This window comes from Enterobacter cloacae complex sp. OE43NF (genome assembly GCF_023544405.1).
Lineage (GTDB): Bacteria > Pseudomonadota > Gammaproteobacteria > Enterobacterales > Enterobacteriaceae > Enterobacter > Enterobacter cloacae.
This window is the reverse complement of sequence record NZ_JAMJFW010000038.1, coordinates 18943-39860: the sequence shown is the minus strand read 5'-3', so window position 1 is coordinate 39860 and position 20918 is coordinate 18943. Positions and strand designations below refer to the sequence as shown.

The 20918-nt window shown below is 56.1% G+C and carries 19 protein-coding genes; 4 read left to right on the top strand and 15 right to left on the bottom strand.

Going from position 1 to position 20918, the window contains the following annotated elements:
• Nucleotides 1-157 precede the first annotated feature (157 nt).
• Nucleotides 158-1348: an NO-inducible flavohemoprotein gene (gene hmpA, locus M8370_RS17025; RefSeq protein WP_248032078.1), complete on the top strand. Its 1191-nt coding sequence runs from the start codon at nucleotides 158-160 to the stop codon at nucleotides 1346-1348.
• Nucleotides 1349-1428: 80 nt separating this feature from the next.
• Here hmpA and glnB read toward each other — a convergent pair whose 3' ends face one another.
• The 5 genes from glnB to purL all read right to left on the bottom strand — a co-directional run bounded on the left by glnB (nucleotide 1429) and on the right by purL (nucleotide 9755).
• Nucleotides 1429-1767, bottom strand: a complete 339-nt coding sequence (gene glnB, locus M8370_RS17020) for a nitrogen regulatory protein P-II (protein WP_003860685.1) — start codon at nucleotides 1765-1767, stop codon at nucleotides 1429-1431.
• A gap of 80 nt (nucleotides 1768-1847) precedes the next feature.
• The gene (glrR, locus tag M8370_RS17015) at nucleotides 1848-3185 is read right to left on the bottom strand and encodes a two-component system response regulator GlrR (protein ID WP_013098304.1); all 1338 of its coding nucleotides are present in this window, start codon (nucleotides 3183-3185) and stop codon (nucleotides 1848-1850) included.
• Nucleotides 3172-3909 (bottom strand): two-component system QseEF-associated lipoprotein QseG, encoded by a 738-nt coding sequence (gene qseG / locus M8370_RS17010; protein WP_045901177.1) that lies wholly within the window; start codon nucleotides 3907-3909, stop codon nucleotides 3172-3174. The genes glrR and qseG overlap by 14 nt, the downstream gene beginning before the upstream one ends.
• Before the next feature lies 1 nt (nucleotide 3910).
• The gene (qseE, locus tag M8370_RS17005) at nucleotides 3911-5338 is read right to left on the bottom strand and encodes a two component system sensor histidine kinase QseE/GlrK (RefSeq protein ID WP_029882227.1); all 1428 of its coding nucleotides are present in this window, start codon (nucleotides 5336-5338) and stop codon (nucleotides 3911-3913) included.
• A 529-nt stretch (nucleotides 5339-5867) separates the two neighbouring features.
• Nucleotides 5868-9755, bottom strand: coding sequence for a phosphoribosylformylglycinamidine synthase (purL, locus tag M8370_RS17000; RefSeq protein WP_250021454.1), 3888 nt, complete (start codon nucleotides 9753-9755; stop codon nucleotides 5868-5870).
• Between the two features lie 267 nt (nucleotides 9756-10022).
• On the opposite strand from purL, the gene mltF reads away from it, so the two are divergent.
• Nucleotides 10023-11573, top strand: a complete 1551-nt coding sequence (mltF, locus tag M8370_RS16995; RefSeq protein ID WP_013098308.1) for a membrane-bound lytic murein transglycosylase MltF — start codon at nucleotides 10023-10025, stop codon at nucleotides 11571-11573.
• On the opposite strand, the gene tadA is transcribed toward mltF, so the two are convergent.
• Genes tadA through murQ form a run of 4 tightly spaced genes read right to left on the bottom strand, consistent with a single transcriptional unit; the run spans nucleotide 11461 to nucleotide 14932 of the window.
• On the bottom strand, nucleotides 11461-12000 hold the full coding sequence (gene tadA / locus M8370_RS16990; RefSeq protein WP_038420406.1) for a tRNA adenosine(34) deaminase TadA: 540 nt from the start codon (nucleotides 11998-12000) through the stop codon (nucleotides 11461-11463). The genes mltF and tadA overlap by 113 nt on opposite strands.
• 24 nt (nucleotides 12001-12024) lie before the next feature.
• Nucleotides 12025-12660: a phosphatidylglycerophosphatase C gene (gene yfhb, locus M8370_RS16985; RefSeq protein WP_013098310.1), complete on the bottom strand. Its 636-nt coding sequence runs from the start codon at nucleotides 12658-12660 to the stop codon at nucleotides 12025-12027.
• Nucleotides 12661-12663: 3 nt separating this feature from the next.
• Nucleotides 12664-14025 carry a PTS transporter subunit EIIC gene (locus tag M8370_RS16980; RefSeq protein ID WP_029882224.1) on the bottom strand — a complete coding sequence of 454 codons (1362 nt, stop codon included), beginning with the start codon at nucleotides 14023-14025 and terminating at the stop codon, nucleotides 12664-12666.
• A 13-nt stretch (nucleotides 14026-14038) separates the two neighbouring features.
• Nucleotides 14039-14932: an N-acetylmuramic acid 6-phosphate etherase gene (murQ, locus tag M8370_RS16975; RefSeq protein WP_013098312.1), complete on the bottom strand. Its 894-nt coding sequence runs from the start codon at nucleotides 14930-14932 to the stop codon at nucleotides 14039-14041.
• A 118-nt stretch (nucleotides 14933-15050) separates the two neighbouring features.
• Here murQ and M8370_RS16970 point away from each other — a divergent pair, with 118 nt between their 5' ends.
• The gene (locus M8370_RS16970) at nucleotides 15051-15899 is read left to right on the top strand and encodes a MurR/RpiR family transcriptional regulator (protein WP_013098313.1); all 849 of its coding nucleotides are present in this window, start codon (nucleotides 15051-15053) and stop codon (nucleotides 15897-15899) included.
• 56 nt (nucleotides 15900-15955) lie between these two features.
• A complete protein-coding gene (locus M8370_RS16965) occupies nucleotides 15956-16216 on the top strand; it encodes a YfhL family 4Fe-4S dicluster ferredoxin (protein ID WP_020690052.1) in 261 nt (86 codons plus the stop codon).
• Here M8370_RS16965 and acpS read toward each other — a convergent pair.
• The 6 genes from acpS to lepB form a co-directional block, all read right to left on the bottom strand.
• Nucleotides 16213-16593 (bottom strand): holo-ACP synthase, encoded by a 381-nt coding sequence (gene acpS, locus M8370_RS16960; RefSeq protein ID WP_013098314.1) that lies wholly within the window; start codon nucleotides 16591-16593, stop codon nucleotides 16213-16215. The two genes, M8370_RS16965 and acpS, sit on opposite strands and share 4 nt — an antisense overlap.
• Nucleotides 16593-17324 (bottom strand): pyridoxine 5'-phosphate synthase, encoded by a 732-nt coding sequence (pdxJ, locus tag M8370_RS16955; RefSeq protein WP_013098315.1) that lies wholly within the window; start codon nucleotides 17322-17324, stop codon nucleotides 16593-16595. Before pdxJ ends, acpS begins: the two co-directional genes overlap by 1 nt.
• Nucleotides 17325-17399: 75 nt before the next feature.
• Nucleotides 17400-18107, bottom strand: a complete 708-nt coding sequence (gene recO, locus M8370_RS16950; protein ID WP_013098316.1) for a DNA repair protein RecO — start codon at nucleotides 18105-18107, stop codon at nucleotides 17400-17402.
• Nucleotides 18108-18124: 17 nt separating this feature from the next.
• Nucleotides 18125-19030, bottom strand: coding sequence for a GTPase Era (gene era / locus M8370_RS16945; RefSeq protein WP_013098317.1), 906 nt, complete (start codon nucleotides 19028-19030; stop codon nucleotides 18125-18127).
• On the bottom strand, nucleotides 19027-19707 hold the full coding sequence (gene rnc, locus M8370_RS16940) for a ribonuclease III (RefSeq protein WP_003860711.1): 681 nt from the start codon (nucleotides 19705-19707) through the stop codon (nucleotides 19027-19029). The genes era and rnc overlap by 4 nt, the downstream gene beginning before the upstream one ends.
• Before the next feature lie 222 nt (nucleotides 19708-19929).
• Nucleotides 19930-20904: a signal peptidase I gene (lepB, locus tag M8370_RS16935; protein WP_048972604.1), complete on the bottom strand. Its 975-nt coding sequence runs from the start codon at nucleotides 20902-20904 to the stop codon at nucleotides 19930-19932.
• Between the last annotated feature and the right edge of the window lie 14 nt (nucleotides 20905-20918).

Below are 20918 nucleotides of genomic sequence, written 5' to 3'. Positions count from 1 at the left end.
GGGTTTGAGGAATAAAGCCCTCGTCATTTTCAACGGATTTCTTTTCAGGTTTGTGATGCATATATTTCATCTTGCAAAGAACCATTTACATCACAGGGTTATTTTTATAAGATGCATTTAAAATACATCATTAAGTTCACATCAGAAGGACGCGCTCATGCTCGACGCTCAAACCATCGCTACCGTTAAAGCCACCATTCCCCTGCTGGTGGAGACAGGCCCTAAGCTCACCGCTCATTTCTACGACCGCATGTTCGCGCACAACCCGGAGTTGAAAGAGATTTTCAACATGAGTAACCAGCGTAACGGCGATCAGCGGGAAGCGCTTTTCAATGCCATCGCGGCCTACGCCAGCAACATAGAAAATCTGCCAGCCCTGCTGCCTGCGGTGGAGAAAATCGCGCAGAAGCATACCAGTTTCCAGATCAAACCCGAGCAGTACAACATTGTGGGCGGTCACCTGCTGGCGACGCTGGACGAGATGTTCAGCCCGGGCCAGGAGGTACTGGACGCATGGGGCAAAGCTTACGGCGTGCTGGCAAACGTCTTTATCAACCGTGAAGCGCAGATCTACAGCGAAAACGCCAGCAAGAACGGTGGCTGGGAAGGGACCCGCGCCTTCCGCATTGTTGAGAAAACGCCGCGTAGCGCGCTGATTACCAGTTTTGAGTTCGAGCCAGTGGATGGTCAACCCGTTGCCGATTATCAGCCGGGGCAGTATCTCGGCGTCTGGCTGAAGCCTGAAGGTTTCCCGCATCAGGAGATCCGCCAGTACTCCCTCACCCGTAAGCCAAACGGCAAAGGCTACCGTATTGCGGTGAAACGCGAGGACGGCGGTCAGGTTTCCAGCTGGCTGCATAACGAAGCCAGCGTGGGCGACGTGGTTCATCTGGCTGCGCCGGCGGGCGATTTCTTTATGGCCGTTGAGGCAAATACCCCGGTGACGCTGATCTCTGCGGGTGTGGGTCAAACGCCAATGCTGGCGATGCTGGACACGCTGGCGAAATCCAGCCACAGCGCGCAGGTTAACTGGTTCCACGCCGCTGAAAACGGGGATGTGCACGCCTTTGCTGATGAGGTGAAAACGCTGGGTGCTACCCTGCCGCGTTTCACCGCGCACACCTGGTATCGTCTGCCAACGGATGCCGATCGTACAGCGGCCCGCTTTGACAGCGAAGGGTTGATGGATTTACGCCAGCATGAAGGTGCGTTCAGCGCGCCGGAGATGCAGTTCTACGTCTGCGGTCCGGTGGCGTTTATGCAGTTTGCCGCGAAGCAGCTGGTTGAGCTGGGCGTCAATAAAGACAACATCCATTACGAATGTTTTGGACCGCATAAAGTGCTGTAATACAAAAAGCCCCTCGAACGAGGGGCTTTTTTTGCCGGATGGCGGCTGCGCCTGACCCGGTCTGCAAATCGCTGACAATGTTAAATCGCAGCGTCGTCTTCTTCGCCGGTACGGATACGGATGACACGCGCCACGTCAAAGACGAAGATTTTACCGTCGCCAATTTTACCCGTTTGCGCCGTACGGATAATGGTATCCACACAGGTATCGACAATATCGTCGCTTACCACGATTTCAATTTTCACTTTCGGCAGAAAGTCCACCATGTACTCTGCACCACGGTAAAGCTCGGTGTGGCCCTTCTGACGACCAAAACCTTTCACCTCGGTCACGGTCATACCGGTGATGCCCACTTCCGCCAGCGCTTCACGTACATCATCCAGTTTGAAAGGTTTAATAATCGCATCAATCTTTTTCATGGTGGGTCCTTAAACTCTTGCCTGTAAGCTGCGTCGTAATCGATTGCTCACAGTATCATATTCATTCGAAGTTTGCGGTACTACTCTTTAAAATCGTTGGCTTCCAGCTCATGGCGTGACAGCAGCTTATAGAACTCGGTGCGGTTGCGTCCGGCCATGCGTGCCGCGTGGGTCACGTTACCTTTGGTGATCTGCAACAGCTTACGCAGATAGTTTAGCTCGAACTGGTTACGCGCTTCGGCAAACGTCGGCAGTGCCGTGTTCTCGCCTTCCAGCGCCTGCTCCACCAGCGCGTCACTGATGACAGGTGACGACGTCAGCGCCACGCACTGCTCTATCACGTTGACCAGCTGACGCACGTTTCCCGGCCAGCTTGCGGCCATCAGCCGCTTCATCGCATCGGTGGAAAACGCCCGCACAAACGGTTTGTGGCGATCCGCAGACTGGCGCAGCAGGTGATTCGCCAGCAAAGGGATATCTTCCGCACGTTCGGCCAGCGCCGGAATTTTCAGGTTCACGACGTTCAGGCGGTAGTAAAGATCTTCACGAAACTCATTGCGCGCCATTACCTTTGGTAAATCACGGTGCGTGGCGGAGATGATGCGCACGTTAATGTCGATATCGCGGTTGCTGCCCAACGGGCGCACTTTTCGCTCCTGCAGCACGCGCAGTAATTTGACCTGCAGCGGCGCAGGCATGTCGCCAATCTCGTCCAGGAAAAGCGTACCGCCTTCCGCCGCCTGGAATAGGCCTTCCCGGCTGCTGACTGCACCGGTGAACGCACCGCGGGCGTGGCCGAAGAGTTCAGATTCGAGCAGTTGTTCCGGCAGTGCGCCGCAGTTAATGGCAATAAAGGCGTTTTTGCTGCGCGGGCTGGCATTATGGATGGCCTGCGCCAGGATCTCTTTCCCGGTGCCGCTCTGCCCGTTAATCAGGACGCTGACGTCAGACTGCGCCACCATCCGGGCCTGTTCCAGCAGACGCAGCATGATGGGGCTACGCGTGACAATCGGCTCCCGCCACGCCTCATCGCTCGACGGGGCAGCATGTTCCAGCGCACTGTCGATGGCCTTATACAGCGCGTCTTTATCCACCGGCTTGGTCAGGAAGCTGAAAACCCCCTGCTGTGTCGCCGCGACGGCATCCGGGATCGAGCCGTGCGCCGTCAGGATAATCACCGGCATGCCCGGCTGCTGCTTCTGGATCTCTGCGAACAACTGCAGGCCATCCATTTCATCCATCCGCAGGTCGCTTATCACCAGGTCAATTTTCTCCCGGGCGAGAATTTTGAGCCCCTCCAGCCCGCTTTCAGCCGTCACGACGCTGTAGCCTTCACTGACCAGACGCATTCCCAACAACTTGAGCAAACCGGGATCGTCATCCACCAGCAGGAGATGGGCAGGTTTACGGCTCGTCATGCTTCACATCCTCTTGTTTCGGTGTATCGCTGTCCGGTGCAGCAGATGAACTCGCTGGTTGATATTTACGCGACGAGAGCTGTCTTTCGATATCGGTCAGGTTCTCCAGCTTACGCGTCGTGGTATCCAGTTGCGTACGCAAATGTTGTTGCTGCTGACGCAGGGTATCCAGCTCGCTGTCGGTTGACTGTTGCAGCTTGCTGTAACGGGAGCGCTCTTCAGACAGCTGAAGTTGTAATGTCTGCCCATCGCGCCAGAGCTGATAAACAGGGCGTACCTGAGCGGGAAGATATGCCACAAAGGTGTCGAGCCGCGTGACGTTCGTGCGTCGTTCGACAGGGGTAATTTTGGCATCCCCAAGCAATATTCCGCGCTTGAAGGCGTCCTGCCAGGTATCGTCGTCCAGCATCGCCGCTTTTGAGCGGGCTTCAACCGGAGCCAGACGCTGCGCGCAGTCTATTCCGCGTAGCCAGAACAGAGGATTGGTTTCGACGTCATGCCCCGACAGGTTCCAGATGTCGTCGCAGCGGGTTGAGAGAAAATCTGCCAGCTGATTCTCTGGCCATTTATCTTCCTGTTTATCGCTAATGGCACTTTTTGGCACATGGGAAACACACCCCGCCAGCAATAAACAAGGCAGGCTCAGGCGCAACGTTTTACGGGAAAACACCGCGCGTATGGCGCGGAAAAAGACGTGTGACATACTCACCAGACATAGCTTCATTTTATTGGTTTTTCCGGCTCAGGGGCAGTTCGATACGGAAGCAAACATCGGAACGTTCATCCGTGACAATGTTTAGCTCCCCCTGCATGCGTCGTATACAGTCCCGGGCGATACTTAACCCCAGACCGCTTCCTTTAACCGCACCTTTTCGCTGATGACTTCCCTGGAAGAAGGGTTCAAATATCATCTCTCTTTCGTCATCGGGGATCGGGGTGCCGGTGTTGGCGACATCAATAAAGACCCGTGAACCATTCGTATAGCTTCGGATATAAATGTTACCGGATTCAGTACCATAGTGCACCGCATTGGAATAAAGATTATCCAGAACGCTCATCAATAACATCGGTTCAGCCAGGCAGGTTGGCTCATTCAGCGTCACCCCGGTATGCATCATTTTAGCTCTTGCAGGCAAGCTGTGGGCAGAGATCACCATATCCACCAGCGGCTCAATCTCGACATTTTCGAGGACGACCGCTCCATCCGCCAGCTTGCGGTTGTAATCGAGCAGTTGCTCAATTAATTTCTGCAGATTGCGGCTACTGGCGTCGAGGATCTCAACAATCTCTTTCTGCTCCACCGTCAGCGGCCCCGCTACTTCGTCTGCCAGCAATTCCGTGCCTTCGCGCATGCTGGCCAGCGGCGTTTTAAGCTCATGGGAAATATGACGTAAAAACTGATGACGCTGGGATTCCAGCCACGACAGGCGCTCCGAAAGCCAGATAATCCGCTGCCCCACGGAACGCAACTCGCGCGGGCCTTTAAAGGCCACCGTATCGCCCAGTGATTTCCCCTCCCCCAGACGATTGATCATCCGCTGGATGCCCTTCACCGGGCCGATGATCATTCGGGTAAAAAGTAACACCAGCGCGAGGCTGACCAGGAACAGCACCAGCGCCTGCCAGCCAAAGAACTGACCGCGTTCGGCAATCTCCTGCTGCAGTTGCTGACCGCGAGAGAAAATCACCGCACGGGTAGACTGCACCATCTCAGCATTGGCATTGGCAAAGGCTTCAAGCCGCGCGGCTGCGGCGGCATCAGGGCCACTGTTCTTACACTGCAGCTGGGCCAGATCGTTCAAATCCTGACGTAATGCCTGGTAGAGCTTATCGTCCGGCAACACGCCGGCATGCGCATCCAGCATCTCGCTATAGCGTTTACGCTGATTCTGGTAGACCTTTTCCAGCGTGCGATCGTCAAGCACGCAATACTGACGATAGCTACGCTCCATCTCCAGCGCGGCGTTGGTCATCGCTTCACTGCGTCTGGCGTCAATGAGCGTCGTGCGATTAGTCAGTGCCGCCTGGGCACTAAGCGCGTTCAGGCTTTGCCACGCCTGCCAGGCCAGAATCAGTAAAGGCAGCAGGATCAGCAAAAAGGCCATCATTACGAGTTGACGCAGGGAACGGGGGAAAACGGGCCAGCGTTTCAACGCATTACTCTCTTTGAATGGGTTTGAGGAGAGCGTAACTGAGTCTGCCCTTCAGATACAACAAAGCCGGGTAAAAACCCGGCTTTGTCATGGAATAAGGCGGTGCCTAACTCGACGTTTCGCCCTGTCCTGATAAAGCAGCGCTATGATCAGTAGTTGGACGGCAGGCACCTTTTTGTGCGTCATTCGAAGTTTATGTAGCACGTCCCGAAGGGGCTGACATAAGAAGGTGAATGAGCCACTGATTAATATTATGCAATAGATGTGCCAGAATGCAAATCAATATATTATCACATTGATATTTATATAATTTATGGGTTTTCACCGTTAATTGCTCGCTGAATGATTTCCAGGCTAAGTGTCGCTAATCAGCAACACCTTAACGGGAACCGCACCTGCCATATATAAATCAAAGAGTTAAATGTCTCCATTTGGAGACAGTGGCATTACGGGTCTGTCGCGAAATTGCGACAGACATAAAAAAGCCCGGTAGCGCTTTCGCGTACCGGGCTTTAAAGAGCAATACCGATTAACCCAACTGTTTCCGTGCGTTGCGGAAGATACGCATCCACGGGCTGTCCTCGCCCCAGTTTTCCGGGTGCCAGGAGTTGCTCACGGTGCGGAACACACGCTCGGGGTGTGGCATCATGATGGTCGCACGGCCGCTTTCGCTGGTGACCGCCGTGATCCCATTCACCGAGCCGTTCGGGTTAGCCGGATAGGTTTCCGTCACCTTGCCGAAGTTATCAACAAAGCGCAGCGCCACCAGGCCTTTGCTCTCAAGCTGAGCCAGATGGGCGGCATCACGCACTTCTACCTGACCTTCACCGTGAGAAACGGCGATTGGCATCTGCGACCCTACCATTCCCTGCAGCAGCAGAGACGGACTCTGAGTCACTTCGACCAGGCTGAAACGTGCTTCAAAGCGGTCGGACTGGTTACGCACAAAGCGTGGCCACGCTTCACTGCCCGGGATCAGCTCGCGCAGGTTAGACATCATCTGGCAGCCGTTACATACGCCAAGCGCCAGGGTTTGCGGACGATGGAAGAAGTTTTCGAACTCATCGCGCACGCGGTTGTTGAAGAGAATGGACTTCGCCCAGCCTTCACCGGCACCCAGCACGTCACCGTAGGAGAAACCGCCGCACGCCACCAGCGCATGGAAATCCTCCAGACCGGTGCGACCTGCCAGCAGGTCACTCATATGAACGTCGATGGCATCAAAGCCCGCACGGTGGAAGGCCGCAGCCATCTCAACGTGGGAGTTGACACCCTGCTCACGCAGCACGGCGACTTTCGGACGCGCGCCGGTCGCAATGTACGGTGCAGCGATGTCTTCGTTGATGTCGAAGGAGAGCTTCACGTTCAGGCCAGGATCGTTGTCGTTGGCCTTGGCGTTGTGTTCCTGATCGGCACAGTCCGGGTTATCACGCAGGCGCTGCATCTGCCAGGTGGTTTCGGCCCACCACATACGCAGCGTGGTGCGGCTTTCGCTGAACACCGCATGGCCATCCGCTTCAATGACGAAACGGTCACCCTGAACGGCTTTACCCAGGTAGTGTACGCAGTCTGCCAGGCCGTATTGAGCCAGCAGGGCTTCAACCGCGTCACGATCGGCCGCGCGCACCTGAATCACCGCGCCGAGTTCTTCGTTAAACAGTGCCGCCAGACGATCTTCGCCAAGCGTTCCGATGTTCGCTTCAACACCGCAATGTCCGGTGAAGGCCATCTCCGCCAGGGTCACCAGCAGGCCGCCGTCGGAACGGTCGTGGTAGGCCAGCAGTTTACGCTGCGCCACCAGCGTCTGAATGGCGTCGTAGAAGCCTTTTAACTGTGCCACATCACGCACGTCAGCCGGTTTATCACCCAGCTGGCGGTAAACCTGTGCCAGCGCGGTGGCACCCAGCGCGTTGTGACCTTTACCCAGGTCAATCAGCAGCAGGGCGTTGTCTTCGGTCGAGAGCTGTGGGGTCACGGTATGGCGCACGTCTTCCACACGGGCAAACGCGGAGATGATCAGCGACAGCGGCGAAGTCATTTCGCGCTGCTCGTTGCCTTCCTGCCAGCGGGTTTTCATCGACATGGAGTCTTTACCCACTGGAATGGTCAGGCCGAGCGCAGGACAGAGCTCTTCACCCACCGCTTTCACAGCTTCATACAGGCCCGCGTCTTCGCCCGGGTGACCGGCAGCGGCCATCCAGTTCGCGGACAGTTTGATACGTTTGATATCGCCAATCTGGGTCGCGGCGATGTTGGTCAGTGCTTCACCGACGGCCAGACGAGCAGAGGCCGCGAAGTCCAGCAGCGCTACCGGTGTACGTTCGCCCAGCGCCATCGCTTCACCGTAGTAGCTGTCGAGGCTCGCAGTGGTCACAGCGCAGTTCGCCACCGGGATCTGCCATGGCCCCACCATCTGATCGCGCGAGACCATACCGGTCACGGTACGGTCGCCGATGGTGACCAGGAAGGTTTTCTCTGCCACTGCAGGCAGGTGCAGCACGCGATTCACCGCGTCTGCAACGGTAATGCCCTGACGATCCAGCGCGTTGCCCGCCGCTTTGCGGGTCTGCACGTCGCGGGTCATCTTCGGCGTTTTGCCGAGAAGCACGTCCAGCGGCAGATCGATTGGCTGGTTGTCGAAATGGGTATCGCTCAGGGTCAGGTGTTTCTCTTCGGTCGCTTCACCGATTACCGCGTACGGCGCGCGCTCGCGGCGGCACAGCTCGTCAAACAGCGGCAGCTGATCGGCTGCGACGGCCAGCACATAACGCTCCTGAGATTCGTTACACCAGATCTCCAGCGGGCTCATGCCCGGCTCATCGCTCAGAATGTCGCGCAGGTTGAAACGGCCACCGCGATCACCGTCACTCACCAGCTCCGGCATGGCGTTGGACAGGCCGCCCGCGCCAACGTCGTGAATAAAGAGGATTGGGTTTGCATCACCCAGCTGCCAGCAGCGGTCGATCACTTCCTGGCAACGACGCTCCATTTCCGGGTTGTCACGCTGAACGGAGGCAAAGTCGAGATCGGCGTCAGACTGACCGGATGTCATTGAAGAGGCCGCACCGCCGCCCAGGCCGATGTTCATCGCCGGTCCACCGAGGACGATCAGCTTCGCACCGACGACGATCTCACCTTTCTGCACGTGATCGGCGCGAATGTTGCCTATCCCACCCGCCAGCATGATCGGTTTGTGGTAGCCGCGCAGCTCTTCGCCGTTGTGGCTGTCCACTTTCTCTTCATAGGTACGGAAGTAACCGTTCAGCGCCGGACGACCAAATTCGTTGTTGAATGCCGCGCCGCCCAGTGGACCTTCGGTCATGATGTCCAGCGCGGTCACGATGCGCTCTGGCTTACCGAAATCTTCTTCCCACGGCTGTTCAAAGCCCGGGATACGCAGGTTGGAAACAGAGAAACCGACCAGGCCCGCTTTTGGTTTCGCACCACGGCCCGTCGCCCCTTCGTCACGGATTTCACCGCCGGAACCGGTCGCCGCACCCGGCCACGGAGAGATCGCCGTCGGGTGGTTGTGAGTTTCCACCTTCATCAGGATATGCGCCGGCTCCTGATGGAAGTCATAGCGCCCTGCTTCGCGATCGGCGAAGAAGCGGCCCACCTCGGAACCTTCCATCACCGCGGCGTTGTCTTTATAGGCAGACAGCACGTGGTCAGGGGTTTTCTCCATGGTGTTTTTGATCATTTTGAACAGCGACTTCGGCTGCTGTTCACCGTCAATAATCCAGTCGGCGTTGAAAATCTTGTGGCGGCAGTGCTCAGAGTTAGCCTGCGCGAACATATAGAGTTCGATGTCGTTTGGATTGCGGTTCAGCTTAACGAACGCATCCTGCAGGTAGTCAATCTCATCTTCTGCCAGTGCCAGGCCGAGACGCAGGTTAGCGTCAATCAGCGCCTGACGGCCCTGCCCCAGCAAATCCACGCTCTGTACTGGCGCAGGCTGATGGTGGGAAAAAAGTTTCTGCGCATCATCCAGAGAAGCAAATACGCTCTCCATCATGCGGTCATGCAGCTCTGCGGCCACCGCCTGCCACTGGGCGTCGCTCAGGGTGGAAGCTTCAACGTAATACGCCACGCCGCGTTCCAGACGGTTAATCTGGTTCAGACCACAGTTGTGAGCGATGTCAGTCGCTTTGGAAGACCAGGGGGAGATGGTGCCTGGACGAGGCGTCGCAAGGATCAGTTTACCGGTTGGGGTATGGCTGCTCAGACTTGGGCCATACTTGAGCAGGCGTTCCAGCTGTACGCGCTCCTCTGCATTCAGGGGGGCATTCAGGTCAGCAAAATGGACATACTCAGCGTAAATATTGCTTACCGGAAGGTCGGGTGCCTGAAAACGTGCCAGCAGTTTGTTAATACGGAAGGCAGACAGTGCAGGCGAACCACGCAGAATTTCCATCATAAGTCTCTCGTCTTCGAAGCGCCGGGGCGCTTACAGTGTGCGCAAGGGGGGAAAACGGGCGTCATTATAGAGAATCCTGAGCGTCGACGAAACCGTTTGCGTCGAAATAAAATCGACGGCATCGTTTAACAATAGATGTGACCTCTCTCTCTAATTTGTTGCCAAGTGGCGTAACTTTACGCAAAATGCCGCTCAATCAATGGCAAACCTTATTTTTAACATGGCTACAGCATACTAAGGCAACCGGCGTCGCAGAGAATTAACTAATTGAAAAAATTAAAGATTAATTATCTGCTCATCGGCATTGTAACGTTGCTGTTGGCAGTGGCCCTCTGGCCTTCCATCCCCTGGTTCGGCAAAGCCGAAAACCGTATCGCCGCCATTCAGGAGCGGGGGGAGCTGCGTGTCAGCACGCTTAACTCTCCGCTGATTTACAGCGACATCAACGGCAAAACCATCGGTCTGGACTATGAGCTGGCTCAGCAGTTTGCCGATTACCTCGGCGTGAAGCTCAAAATCACCGTGCGCCAGAACATCAGCCAGCTGTTTGATGACCTGGATAACAACGATGCCGATATCCTCGCCGCCGGGCTGGTGTACAACAGCGAGCGCAGCAAGAATTACCAGCCGGGCCCGACCTATTACTCCGTTTCACAGCAGCTGGTCTATCGCGTCGGTAGCCTGCGCCCGCGTACGCTGGCCTCGATCAACGCTCAACAGCTGACGATTGCCCCGGGCCATGTGGTGATTGACGATCTGCGTGAGCTGAAGGAGAAGAAATACCCTGACCTGAGCTGGACCGTCGATCCTAAACTCGGCACAACGGAGCTGCTGGACCAGGTCAAAGATCAGAAATTGCCTTACACCATCGCCGACTCCGTGGCGATCAGCCTGTTCCAGCGGGTGCATCCTGAAATCGCCGTGGCGCTGGACGTGACGGACGAACAGCCCGTGACCTGGTTTACTCATCTTGATGACGATCAGACCCTCTCTGCGGCCATGCTCGATTTTTATAACACCATTAATGAAGACGGTACCCTGGCACGCCTGGAAGAGAAGTACCTCGGCCATGGTGATGACTTTGACTACGTTGACACCCGCAGCTTCCTGCGCGCGGTAGACAGCGTCCTGCCTGACCTGCAGCCTCTGTTCGAAAAATATGCGCAGGAGATTGACTGGAAACTGCTGGCGGCTATCTCGTATCAGGAGTCCCACTGGGACACCCAGGCCACCTCCCCCACCGGCGTGCGCGGCCTGATGATGCTGACGAAAAATACCGCGCAGAGCCTCGGGCTGACCGACCGTACCGATGCGGAACAGAGCATCAGCGGCGGCGCGCGCTACCTGCAGGATATGATGGCCAAAGTCCCCGAGACAGTGCCGGAAGAGGAGCGTATCTGGTTCGCGCTGGCCGCCTACAACATGGGCTATGCCCACATGCTCGACGCCCGGGCCCTGACGGCAAAAACTAAAGGCAACCCCGACAGCTGGTCTGACGTAAAACAGCGTCTGCCGCTCCTGAGCCAGAAGCCGTGGTACAACAAGCTCACCTACGGCTATGCGCGCGGGCATGAGGCTTATGCCTACGTGGAAAATATTCGTAAATATCAGATTAGCCTGGTGGGGTATCTGCTGGAGAAGGAAAAAGAGGCGACAGAGGCGAAACAGCTGGCGCAAAGCTATCCGGTTGTGGCACCGGACGAAATTAATCGCCCGACGACTTCAATTCTGCCTTTTGTTGCTTTTTCTGCTGACGGCGCATTCGAAAGAAATCACTTAATAGCCCCGAACACTCTGGTGCAAGCACCCCACCGATAGTCTTCACCTGATGGTTCATTCCCGGGTGTCCAAGCACGTCCATCAGCGAGCCCGCAGCACCGGTTTTTTCATCCCGCGCGCCAAAAACCAGCGTACCGATACGGCTGTGCACCATCGCGCCGGAACACATGACGCATGGCTCAAGCGTGACGTACAGCGTGGTGTCGAGCAGACGGTAGTTTTGCAGTACCAGCCCCCCCTGACGAAGCGCCATGATTTCTGCGTGAGCGGTAGGATCGTGGCGACCAATCGGGCGGTTCCACCCTTCTCCAATCACCTGGTTGTTATGGACAAGCACCGCACCCACGGGCACTTCTCCCTCGTCCCAGGCGCGCCGGGCAAGGGTGAGCGCATGGCGCATCCAGTATTCGTGTGAGAATTCAGGGTTGGACAACGGTTGATACTCCAGTCGAAAAGCGGGCGGCATTATACACACCCGCTATGGATAAAACTATTCGAGTTGCTGAAGTTCACCCGCAGGCGTGACGCGCCAGCGGTGCTGGCAAAAATAGAGCAGCGGGTTGTCCTGCTTACTGTCACTGTAACCGCTGTACAGGCGCAGCGGCGTGCCAATGCGCATCTCCAGCTGGGCCACCTTTTCATGCCCCAGACAGCGCATGCTCAATACCCACCCGCCGTAACCACGAGAGATCTGCGTGGCGATCAGGTTCACTCTCGGCAACCACGGCGTATCAAAATAGACCTGCTCTACCAGCGACTGCGGCGAGCCGGTAATCAACCAGATATCGGCGTCGTTCGCATCGAGGTAGCTGGTCAGCCGTGCCTGCACAACCGGAAACGCCGTCACATGATCGCGAAACCAGTGCGCAAAGTCTTGCTCAAGCTGTTTGAGCCGGGCTTCACTGTGGCCAAAGGTACAGCCCCAGAGCAGCAAGCTCATTGGCCAGCGCGCTGCCCGGCCTTTCACCAGCAGCGCAAGGCCAATCACGGGTAACAAAGGTAAGACGAGCAGTGCGTTCAGGGGCTGACGCCGCAGCAGGTAGCGCATAAACGTACCGAACATATCCTGCTGATGTAGCGTTCCATCCAGGTCGAAAAAGACAACACGACGCTCGTGATTAGCCAAACCTTACTCCTCTGGGTCGTTGAATCCTGCCAGCCAGGTAAACAGGAACCCGGCGATCACCGCTACCAGATAGCCTAACAGATAGAGCATGACTTTTCCGGTCACGATGGTGAGCGCCAGCGGTAAACCGGAGAGTCCAAAGGTGATAACGGTGGCAACTTTCCAGTAGCTGATAAGCGCCCCGCCCACCGCCCCGCCCAGACAGGCCGCGAGGAAAGGCTTACCGAGCGGCAGCGTGACACCGAAAATCAGCGGCTCGCCAATGCCCAGCAATCCGACCGGTAGCGCCCCTTTAATCACTTTTTTCAGGCGCGCGTTACGGGTTTTCATCAGCACGGCAATCGCCGCACCAACCTGACCTACCCCCGCCATCGACAGAATGGGCAGCAGCGCGTTATAACCATGAGCCTGCACCAGCTCGACGTGGATCGGCACCAGCCCCTGATGCAGCCCGGTCAGCACCAGCGGCAGGAAAGTCCCTGACAGCACAGCGCCCACTAATAACCCGCCGCGATCGATAGCCAAAGAAGCGCCGTGGGCAATCACCTCAGAGATCCAGCCGCCCAGCGGCTGCAGGGCCACAATCGCCACACAGCCGGTGATAAGCGTGGTCAGCAGCGGATTGAGGATCAGCTCAATGGAACCGGGCAGAACGGCGCGCAGCTTTTTCTCAATCCAGCACATCAGGATGACCACCAGCAGCACCGCAATCACCCCGCCGCGCCCGGGCTGGAGAGCCTCGCCAAACAGGGTTATCTGCGCAAGCTGCGGGCTGGAGAGAATACCGGCCATCACCCCGCCCATCGCCATTGAGCCGCCAAACACTTTGGCGGTGTTAACCCCAACCAGAATGTTCATGATGGCGAAGACAGCGCTACCAAAGATCCCCAGAATGCCGAGCAGGTTCGGATAGTGCGTGGCAAAATCGCCGACAATATCCGGACGCTTGAGGATATTGATGATCCCGGTGATCAACCCGGAGGCAATAAACGCCGGAATAAGTGGAATAAAGACGTTTGCCAGCTGTCGCAGCGCATCGCTCATGGGGGCTTTGTATTTGGCCTTCGCCTGCGCTTTGGTGCGCTCGGCATCGTCAACCGGCACGGCCGCCCCTCCGCCCATCAATGCGCGCATGGCATCAACGACCTGCGCCGCTTTTCCCGGCCCGACGATCAGCTGATGCTGCTGCCCCTGCTTTACGTATCCGCTGACGCCAGGAAGCTGCTTAAGGTGCGCGATATCAAGCTGGTCGTCGTCATGCACCTCGACGCGCACACGCGTCATGCAGTTTTCCAGACGCTGAATGTTCTTCTCTCCGCCGATCCCCTGCAAAATATGGCTGGCGAGCGCTGCTGTTTTTTCCATACACGCCTCTGTGTTAGTTTTCTAATGCCGCCCGTAAGAATCCATTATGCTCGGCAAGCCTGGCTCGCGCGGCGGCGGCATCCAGCCCGCTCAGGATCATCAGAATGGCCGGTTTCACATCGTGATCGGTTTGTTTGAGTACGGCTTCCGCCTCTTCGCGGCTCGCACCGGTCGCTTCCATCACCATGCGACAGGCCCGATCCACCAGCTTGACGTTGGTGGCCTGCATATCCACCATCAGGTTCTGATACACCTTGCCGAACTTCACCATCGCGCCGGTGGAGATCATATTGAGCACCAGTTTTTGCGCGGTCCCGGATTTAAGGCGCGTGGAGCCAGTGAGCGCTTCAGGCCCGACGACCGGCGAAATAGCGATGTGGGCCACCTGCGCAATGGGCGAGCCTGGATTACAGGAGATAGCCACGGTAGTGCAGCCCGTCTGATTGGCATATTCCAGGCCACCAATGACGTAAGGTGTGCGCCCGGAAGCGGCCAGTCCGACCACCAGGTCGTTTGCGTTGAGGTTAAGCCCTTTCAGGTCGTCTTCACCGAGCTGTTTGTTGTCTTCCGCCCCTTCTACCGCCTTCAGCAGTGCGCCAGGCCCACCGGCAATGAGACCGACCACCAGCCCGTGCGGAACGCCGAACGTAGGCGGACATTCAGAGGCATCCAGCACACCGAGTCGTCCGCTGGTTCCGGCGCCCATATAAATAATGCGGCCCCCCGCCTTGAGCGCCTGTGCCGCAGCATCGACGGCCTTCGCCACCTCTGGTAATGTCTCTTTCACTGCCAGTGCGACCAGCGTATCCTGTTGATTAAAACGGTTAACCAGCTCCAGGGTGGAGAGAGCATCCAGATCCATGGTTTGCGGGTTGCGCGTTTCTGATACAAGTGAGCCAAGATTCATCTTTTTTATCTCTGGAATTTTTAATTCATAATAATCGCACTATAATGGAATATAAAATTCATTCAGGCGAGCAAAATTCGTATTTGCGCAGACAATCACATTTTCGCCAGGAGAACGTATGAACTGTTTAATTCGCATTCGCCAGCGTTATGCAGGCTTTGCTCAAAGCGACAAAAAGCTGGCGGATTTTTTGCTTTCTCAGCCCGACCATGCCCGCCATCTCAGCTCTCAGCAACTGGCAAGCGAAGCGGGTGTGAGCCAGTCCAGCGTGGTGAAGTTTGCCCAGAAGATTGGCTTTAAGGGCTTCCCGGCCCTGAAACTGGCGATTAGCGAAGCTCTGGTGAGTAACCCCAATCCGCAATCCATGCCGGTGCATAATCAGATCCGTGGCGATGATCCCATGCGTCTGGTGGGCGAGAAGTTGATCAAAGAGAACGTCGCGGCCATGCATGCCACTCTTGATGTCAACACTGAAGAAAAATTACTGGAAAGCGTGGCAATGCTGCGTGCGGCACGACGGATCATTTTGACCGGCATCGGCGCGTCCGGGCTGGTGGCGCGTAATTTTGGCTGGAAGCTGACGAAAATCGGGTATAACGCCATCGTCGAACAGGATATGCATGCCCTGCTGGCGACAGTGCAGGCCATGGATCCTGACGATCTGCTGCTGGCGATCTCCTATACCGGGGAACGCCGCGAAATCAATATGGCCACCGACGAGGCCCTGCGTGTGGGTGGTAAAATTCTGGCTATTACCGGTTTTACTCCCAATGCACTGCAGCAGCGGGCAACGCGCTGCTTGTATACCATTGCCGAGGAGCAGGCCACGCGCAGCGCGGCTATCTCGTCCACCAGCGCGCAAATGATGCTGACGGATCTGCTGTTTATGGCGCTGGTGCAGCAGGATCTGGAGCATGCGCCTGAGCGGATTCGTCACAGCGAAGAGCTGGTAAAAAAACTGGTTTGAACAACGAATGAGCGTATAATGCCCGCCCTGTTTGTGTTGTTTCTGAGAATTTCCTGATGGCGCTGTTAATCACCAAAAAATGCATCAACTGCGATATGTGCGAACCGGAATGCCCTAACCAGGCCATTTCGATGGGCGACAGCATTTATGAGATTAACACTGACCGTTGCACCGAGTGCATTGGCCACTATGAAACGCCGACCTGCCAGAAGGTGTGCCCGATCCCCAATACCATCCTGAAGGATCCGGCACACGTCGAAAGCGAAGAGCAGTTGTGGGATAAGTTTGTCCTGATGCATCACGCGGACAAACTTTAACTCTCGATAATCACCGTTGCGCTGGCATAGTGCCGTTCATCCGCGATTGTCACATGCATGTGCGCCACGCCGAGTTTCTCTGCCAGCTTCAAGGCCTCGCCCCATAAACGCAGGCGCGGCTTACCCAGCTCATCGTTAAACACTTCAAACTGGTTAAACGCCAGACCGTTACGAATACCGGTGCCAAAGGCTTTGGCCGCTGCCTCTTTAACGGCAAAGCGCTTGGCCAGGAAACGTACCGGCTGCTGATGCGCTTCCCAGATGGCCCATTCGTTATCGCTCAGCACGCGCCTTGCCAGGCGATCGCCACTACGGGCGATCACCGCTTCAATGCGGGCTATCTCGACGATGTCGGTACCTAAGCCCAGAATAGCCATTACTGACGCGCTTCCAGCATCAGGCGTTTCATTTCTGAAACCGCCTCTTTCAGGCCACTCATCACCGCACGGCCAATAATGGCGTGGCCGATGTTCAGCTCATGCATTTCCGGCAGGGCGGCGATGGCTTTAACGTTGTGGTAGGTCAGCCCATGCCCTGCGTTAACCTTCAGACCCAGGCTCGCGGCGTAAGTAGCCGCTTTCGCGATACGCTCCAGCTCTTTAGCCTGCTCGGCATCGTTTTTGGCATCGGCGTAGCAGCCGGTGTGAATTTCAATATACGGCGCGCCCACGTCAGCCGCCGCTTTGATCTGCTCCGCATCAGCGTCAATGAACAGAGAAACCAGGATACCCGCGTCCGCCAGACGTTTGCAGGCATCGCGCATTTTGTCACGCTGCCCCGCCACGTCCAGACCGCCTTCGGTGGTCACTTCCTGACGCTTCTCCGGTACCAGGCAGCAGAAATGCGGTTTGGTGTCACAGGCAATCGTCAGCATCTCTTCCGTGACCGCCATCTCCAGGTTCATCCGGGTATCCAGCGTCTGACGCAGAATACGCACGTCACGGTCAGTGATGTGGCGGCGGTCTTCGCGCAGATGAACGGTAATGCCATCGGCGCCAGCCTGCTCAGCAATAAACGCCGCCTGAACCGGATCGGGATAAGCCGTGCCGCGAGCATTACGCAGCGTGGCGATGTGATCGATGTTGACGCCTAACAGTAATTCAGCCATGACAATCCTCGGTATTTTGATTCATTTTCCTTCCCTCTCTCCCTCCGGGAGAGGGCTGGGGTGAGGGATAAAACGTTAACGTTTCGGCATAAACTGCCTGAACAATTCGCGGCTCTTCAGGGGTTTGCCCCCAAGATACGGCTTGAGCGCAATCCGGGTAAAGCGTTTTGCTGCACGAAGGGTATCCTGGTCCGGAAATTCGCGCTCATACAGCGCCCGGAGCTGGCGTCCGGTAAAGGTGTTGTTATCAATCACGACGCTGGCGATAAACCCTTTTTCTTCCCGATACCGGTAGGTCATCCCGTCTTCGACCTCGTCTCCACTCCCCGCACAATGCAGAAAATCGACGCCATATCCCAGGTGACCCAGCAGCGCCAGCTCAAAACGGCGCAGGGCGGGTTCAGGCGAACCGGTTGCGCCAGCAAGGGCCTGGATACAGTGCAGATAATCGAAGAAAAGTTCAGAGAAGCGAGTCTCATGTTCAAGAACGCGTGAAATGAGTTCATTGACGTACAGACCGCTGTAAAGCGTGATGCCAGAAAGGGGAAGCGCCAGAGAGACGGCTTCAGCGCTGCGCAGGGTTTTGACTTCCCCTCGCCCGCCAAAGCGGACCAGCAGCGGCGTAAAGGGCTGTAAGGCGCCTTTGAGGTTGGAACGTTTGGAACGTGCGCCTTTTGCAACAAGGCGCACGCGACCCGACTCTTCCGTGAAGACGTCCAGCATCAGGCTGGTTTCGCTCCAGGGACGACTATGCAGAACAAAAGCGCGCTGCCAGCCTTCCATTCGTGCGTCGTCTTGGTTTACTGATCTTCGCCGTAACCGAGGCTGCGCAGAGCACGCTCATCATCGGCCCAGCCAGATTTCACTTTCACCCACAGCTCCAGGTGAACCGGTGCTTCAAACATCTCCTGCATGTCTTTACGGGCTTCGATACCGATGGTTTTGATCTTGGCGCCTTTGTTGCCAATGACCATCTTCTTCTGCCCTTCACGCTCAACGAGGATCAGACCATTGATGTCGTAACCGCCACGCTCGTTACTCTGGAAACGCTCGATCTCTACCGTCACGGAGTACGGCAGTTCTGCGCCAAGGAAACGCATCAGCTTTTCGCGGATAATTTCAGAAGCCATAAAGCGCTGAGAACGATCGGTGATGTAATCTTCCGGGAAGTGGTGAGTCGCTTCCGGCAGATGCTTACGCACGATACCGGCGATGGTATCCACGTTCAGACCGGTCTCTGCAGACAGCGGAACGATGTCGAGGAAGTTCATCTGGCTACCCAGCCACTGCAGGTGCGGCAGCAGATCGGCTTTTTCCTGTACGTTATCCACTTTGTTGACCGCGAGGATCACCGGCGTTTTACCGTCGCGCAGCTTGTTCAGGACCATTTCGTCGTCCGGCGTCCAGCGGGTGCCTTCCACAACGAAAATAACCAGCTCCACGTCACCAATCGAGCTGCTCGCCGCTTTGTTCATCAGACGGTTAATGGCACGCTTCTCTTCCATGTGCAGGCCAGGGGTATCGACGTAGATCGCCTGATACGCGCCTTCAGTATGGATACCGACAATGCGGTGACGCGTGGTCTGAGCCTTACGCGAGGTGATCGAAATCTTCTGCCCAAGCAGATTATTCAGCAGGGTGGATTTACCCACGTTCGGACGTCCGACGATGGCAATAAATCCGCAATAGGTTTTTTCTTCGCTCATTCCAGCTCCAGCATTTTTAACGCCTGTTCGGCGGCAGCCTGTTCAGCCTTACGACGGCTTGAACCTGTGCCCACCACCGGTTCACTCAGGCCACTGACCTGGCAATGGATGGTAAATTCCTGATCGTGCGCTTCACCACGCACCTGCACCACCAGATAAGATGGCAGCGGGAGGTGACGACCCTGCAAATATTCCTGCAAACGCGTTTTCGGATCTTTTTGTTTATCGCCCGGACTGATTTCATCCAGACGGGTCTGATACCAGTTCAGGATCAGTTTTTCTACGGTCTGGATATCGCTGTCCAGGAACACGCCACCGATTAATGCTTCAACCGTATCGGCAAGAATAGATTCACGACGGAAGCCGCCGCTTTTCAGTTCACCCGGCCCAAGACGCAGACATTCGCCCAGTTCAAATTCGCGTGCGATTTCCGCAAGGGTGTTACCCCTTACCAGCGTGGCGCGCATGCGGCTCATATCACCTTCATCCACACGCGGGAAACGATGATAAAGCGCATTAGCAATCACGAAACTCAAAATAGAGTCACCTAAAAATTCGAGGCGCTCATTGTGTTTGCTGCTGGCACTACGATGGGTTAATGCCTGTTGCAACAGCTCCTGATGATGAAAAGTGTAGCCCAGCTTCCGTTGAAGCCGATTAATTACGATGGGGTTCATGCGATACCAATAAATGAATGCGTCAAAAATGCAGCACACGAAACCGACCTGAGAAAACCAACGCGGTTTCGTGTGCCGTGGCACCCTTGCAGGGCCAACCTTAAACTTCGGGGGAATATTCTATACACAACGACAGGGGATGTCGTTAGTTCGAAGAGATTTATCGCTGAAATAATTCACGTAGCCGCTAATTAAAGCGACTACGTGTTCAATTATTGAGAATTAATGGATCCCGCCAATACGATTCAGGCGTACCCCGGTCGGCCATTCGCCTTCCTGTTTCTCAAAACTCATCCAGATTGCGGTTGCTTTACCCACCAGATTCGCTTCCGGCACAAAGCCCCAGTAACGGCTGTCCGCGGAGTTATCGCGGTTATCACCCATCATGAAGTACTGTCCCGGCGGTACGATCCAGGTGGCCAGCTGCTGACCCGGCTGTTTGTAATACATCCCGACCTGATCCTGCGCAATTGGCACGGTCAGGATCCGGTGCGTCACATCACCCAGCGTCTCTTTACGTTCGACCAGACGAATACCGTTCTCTTTGGTTTCATCTTTCGGCACCTGGAAGAAACCGTTGGTCGCTTCGCCGCCGTTACGACTGGCAAAGGTCTGCACAAAATCACTTGGCTCAACGTTTGAGTAGGTGATTGGCAGCGCGTTTTCACACGCGGTACCGGAGCTGCAGCCAGGCTGAACGGTCACTTCTTTGGCAACCGGATCGTAGGTGACTTTATCACCCGGCAGACCCACCGCGCGCTTGATGTAGTCAAGGCGTGGATCGTCCGGGTATTTAAACACCACAATGTCGCCACGTTTCGGATGGCCCGTTTCGATCAGCGTTTTCTGGTAGATCGGATCTTTAATGCCATAGGCAAACTTCTCGACCAGAATAAAATCACCAATCAGCAGCGTTGGCATCATGGAACCTGACGGGATCTGGAACGGCTCGTAAATAAACGAACGCACCACCAGCACAATCGCCAGCACCGGGAATACCGATGCCCCGGTCTCCAGCCAGCCCGGTTTCGGGCCAACTTTCTTCAGGGTTTTCGCATCAAGCCCATCACCTGTGGCTGCCTGCGCGGCAGCCTGACGTTCACGGCGTTTTGGGGCGAAAATAAACTTATCCAGACACCACAACAGACCTGTCACCAGGGTAGCGATGACCAGGATCAGGGCAAACATGTTCGCCATGCCAACTCCTTAGG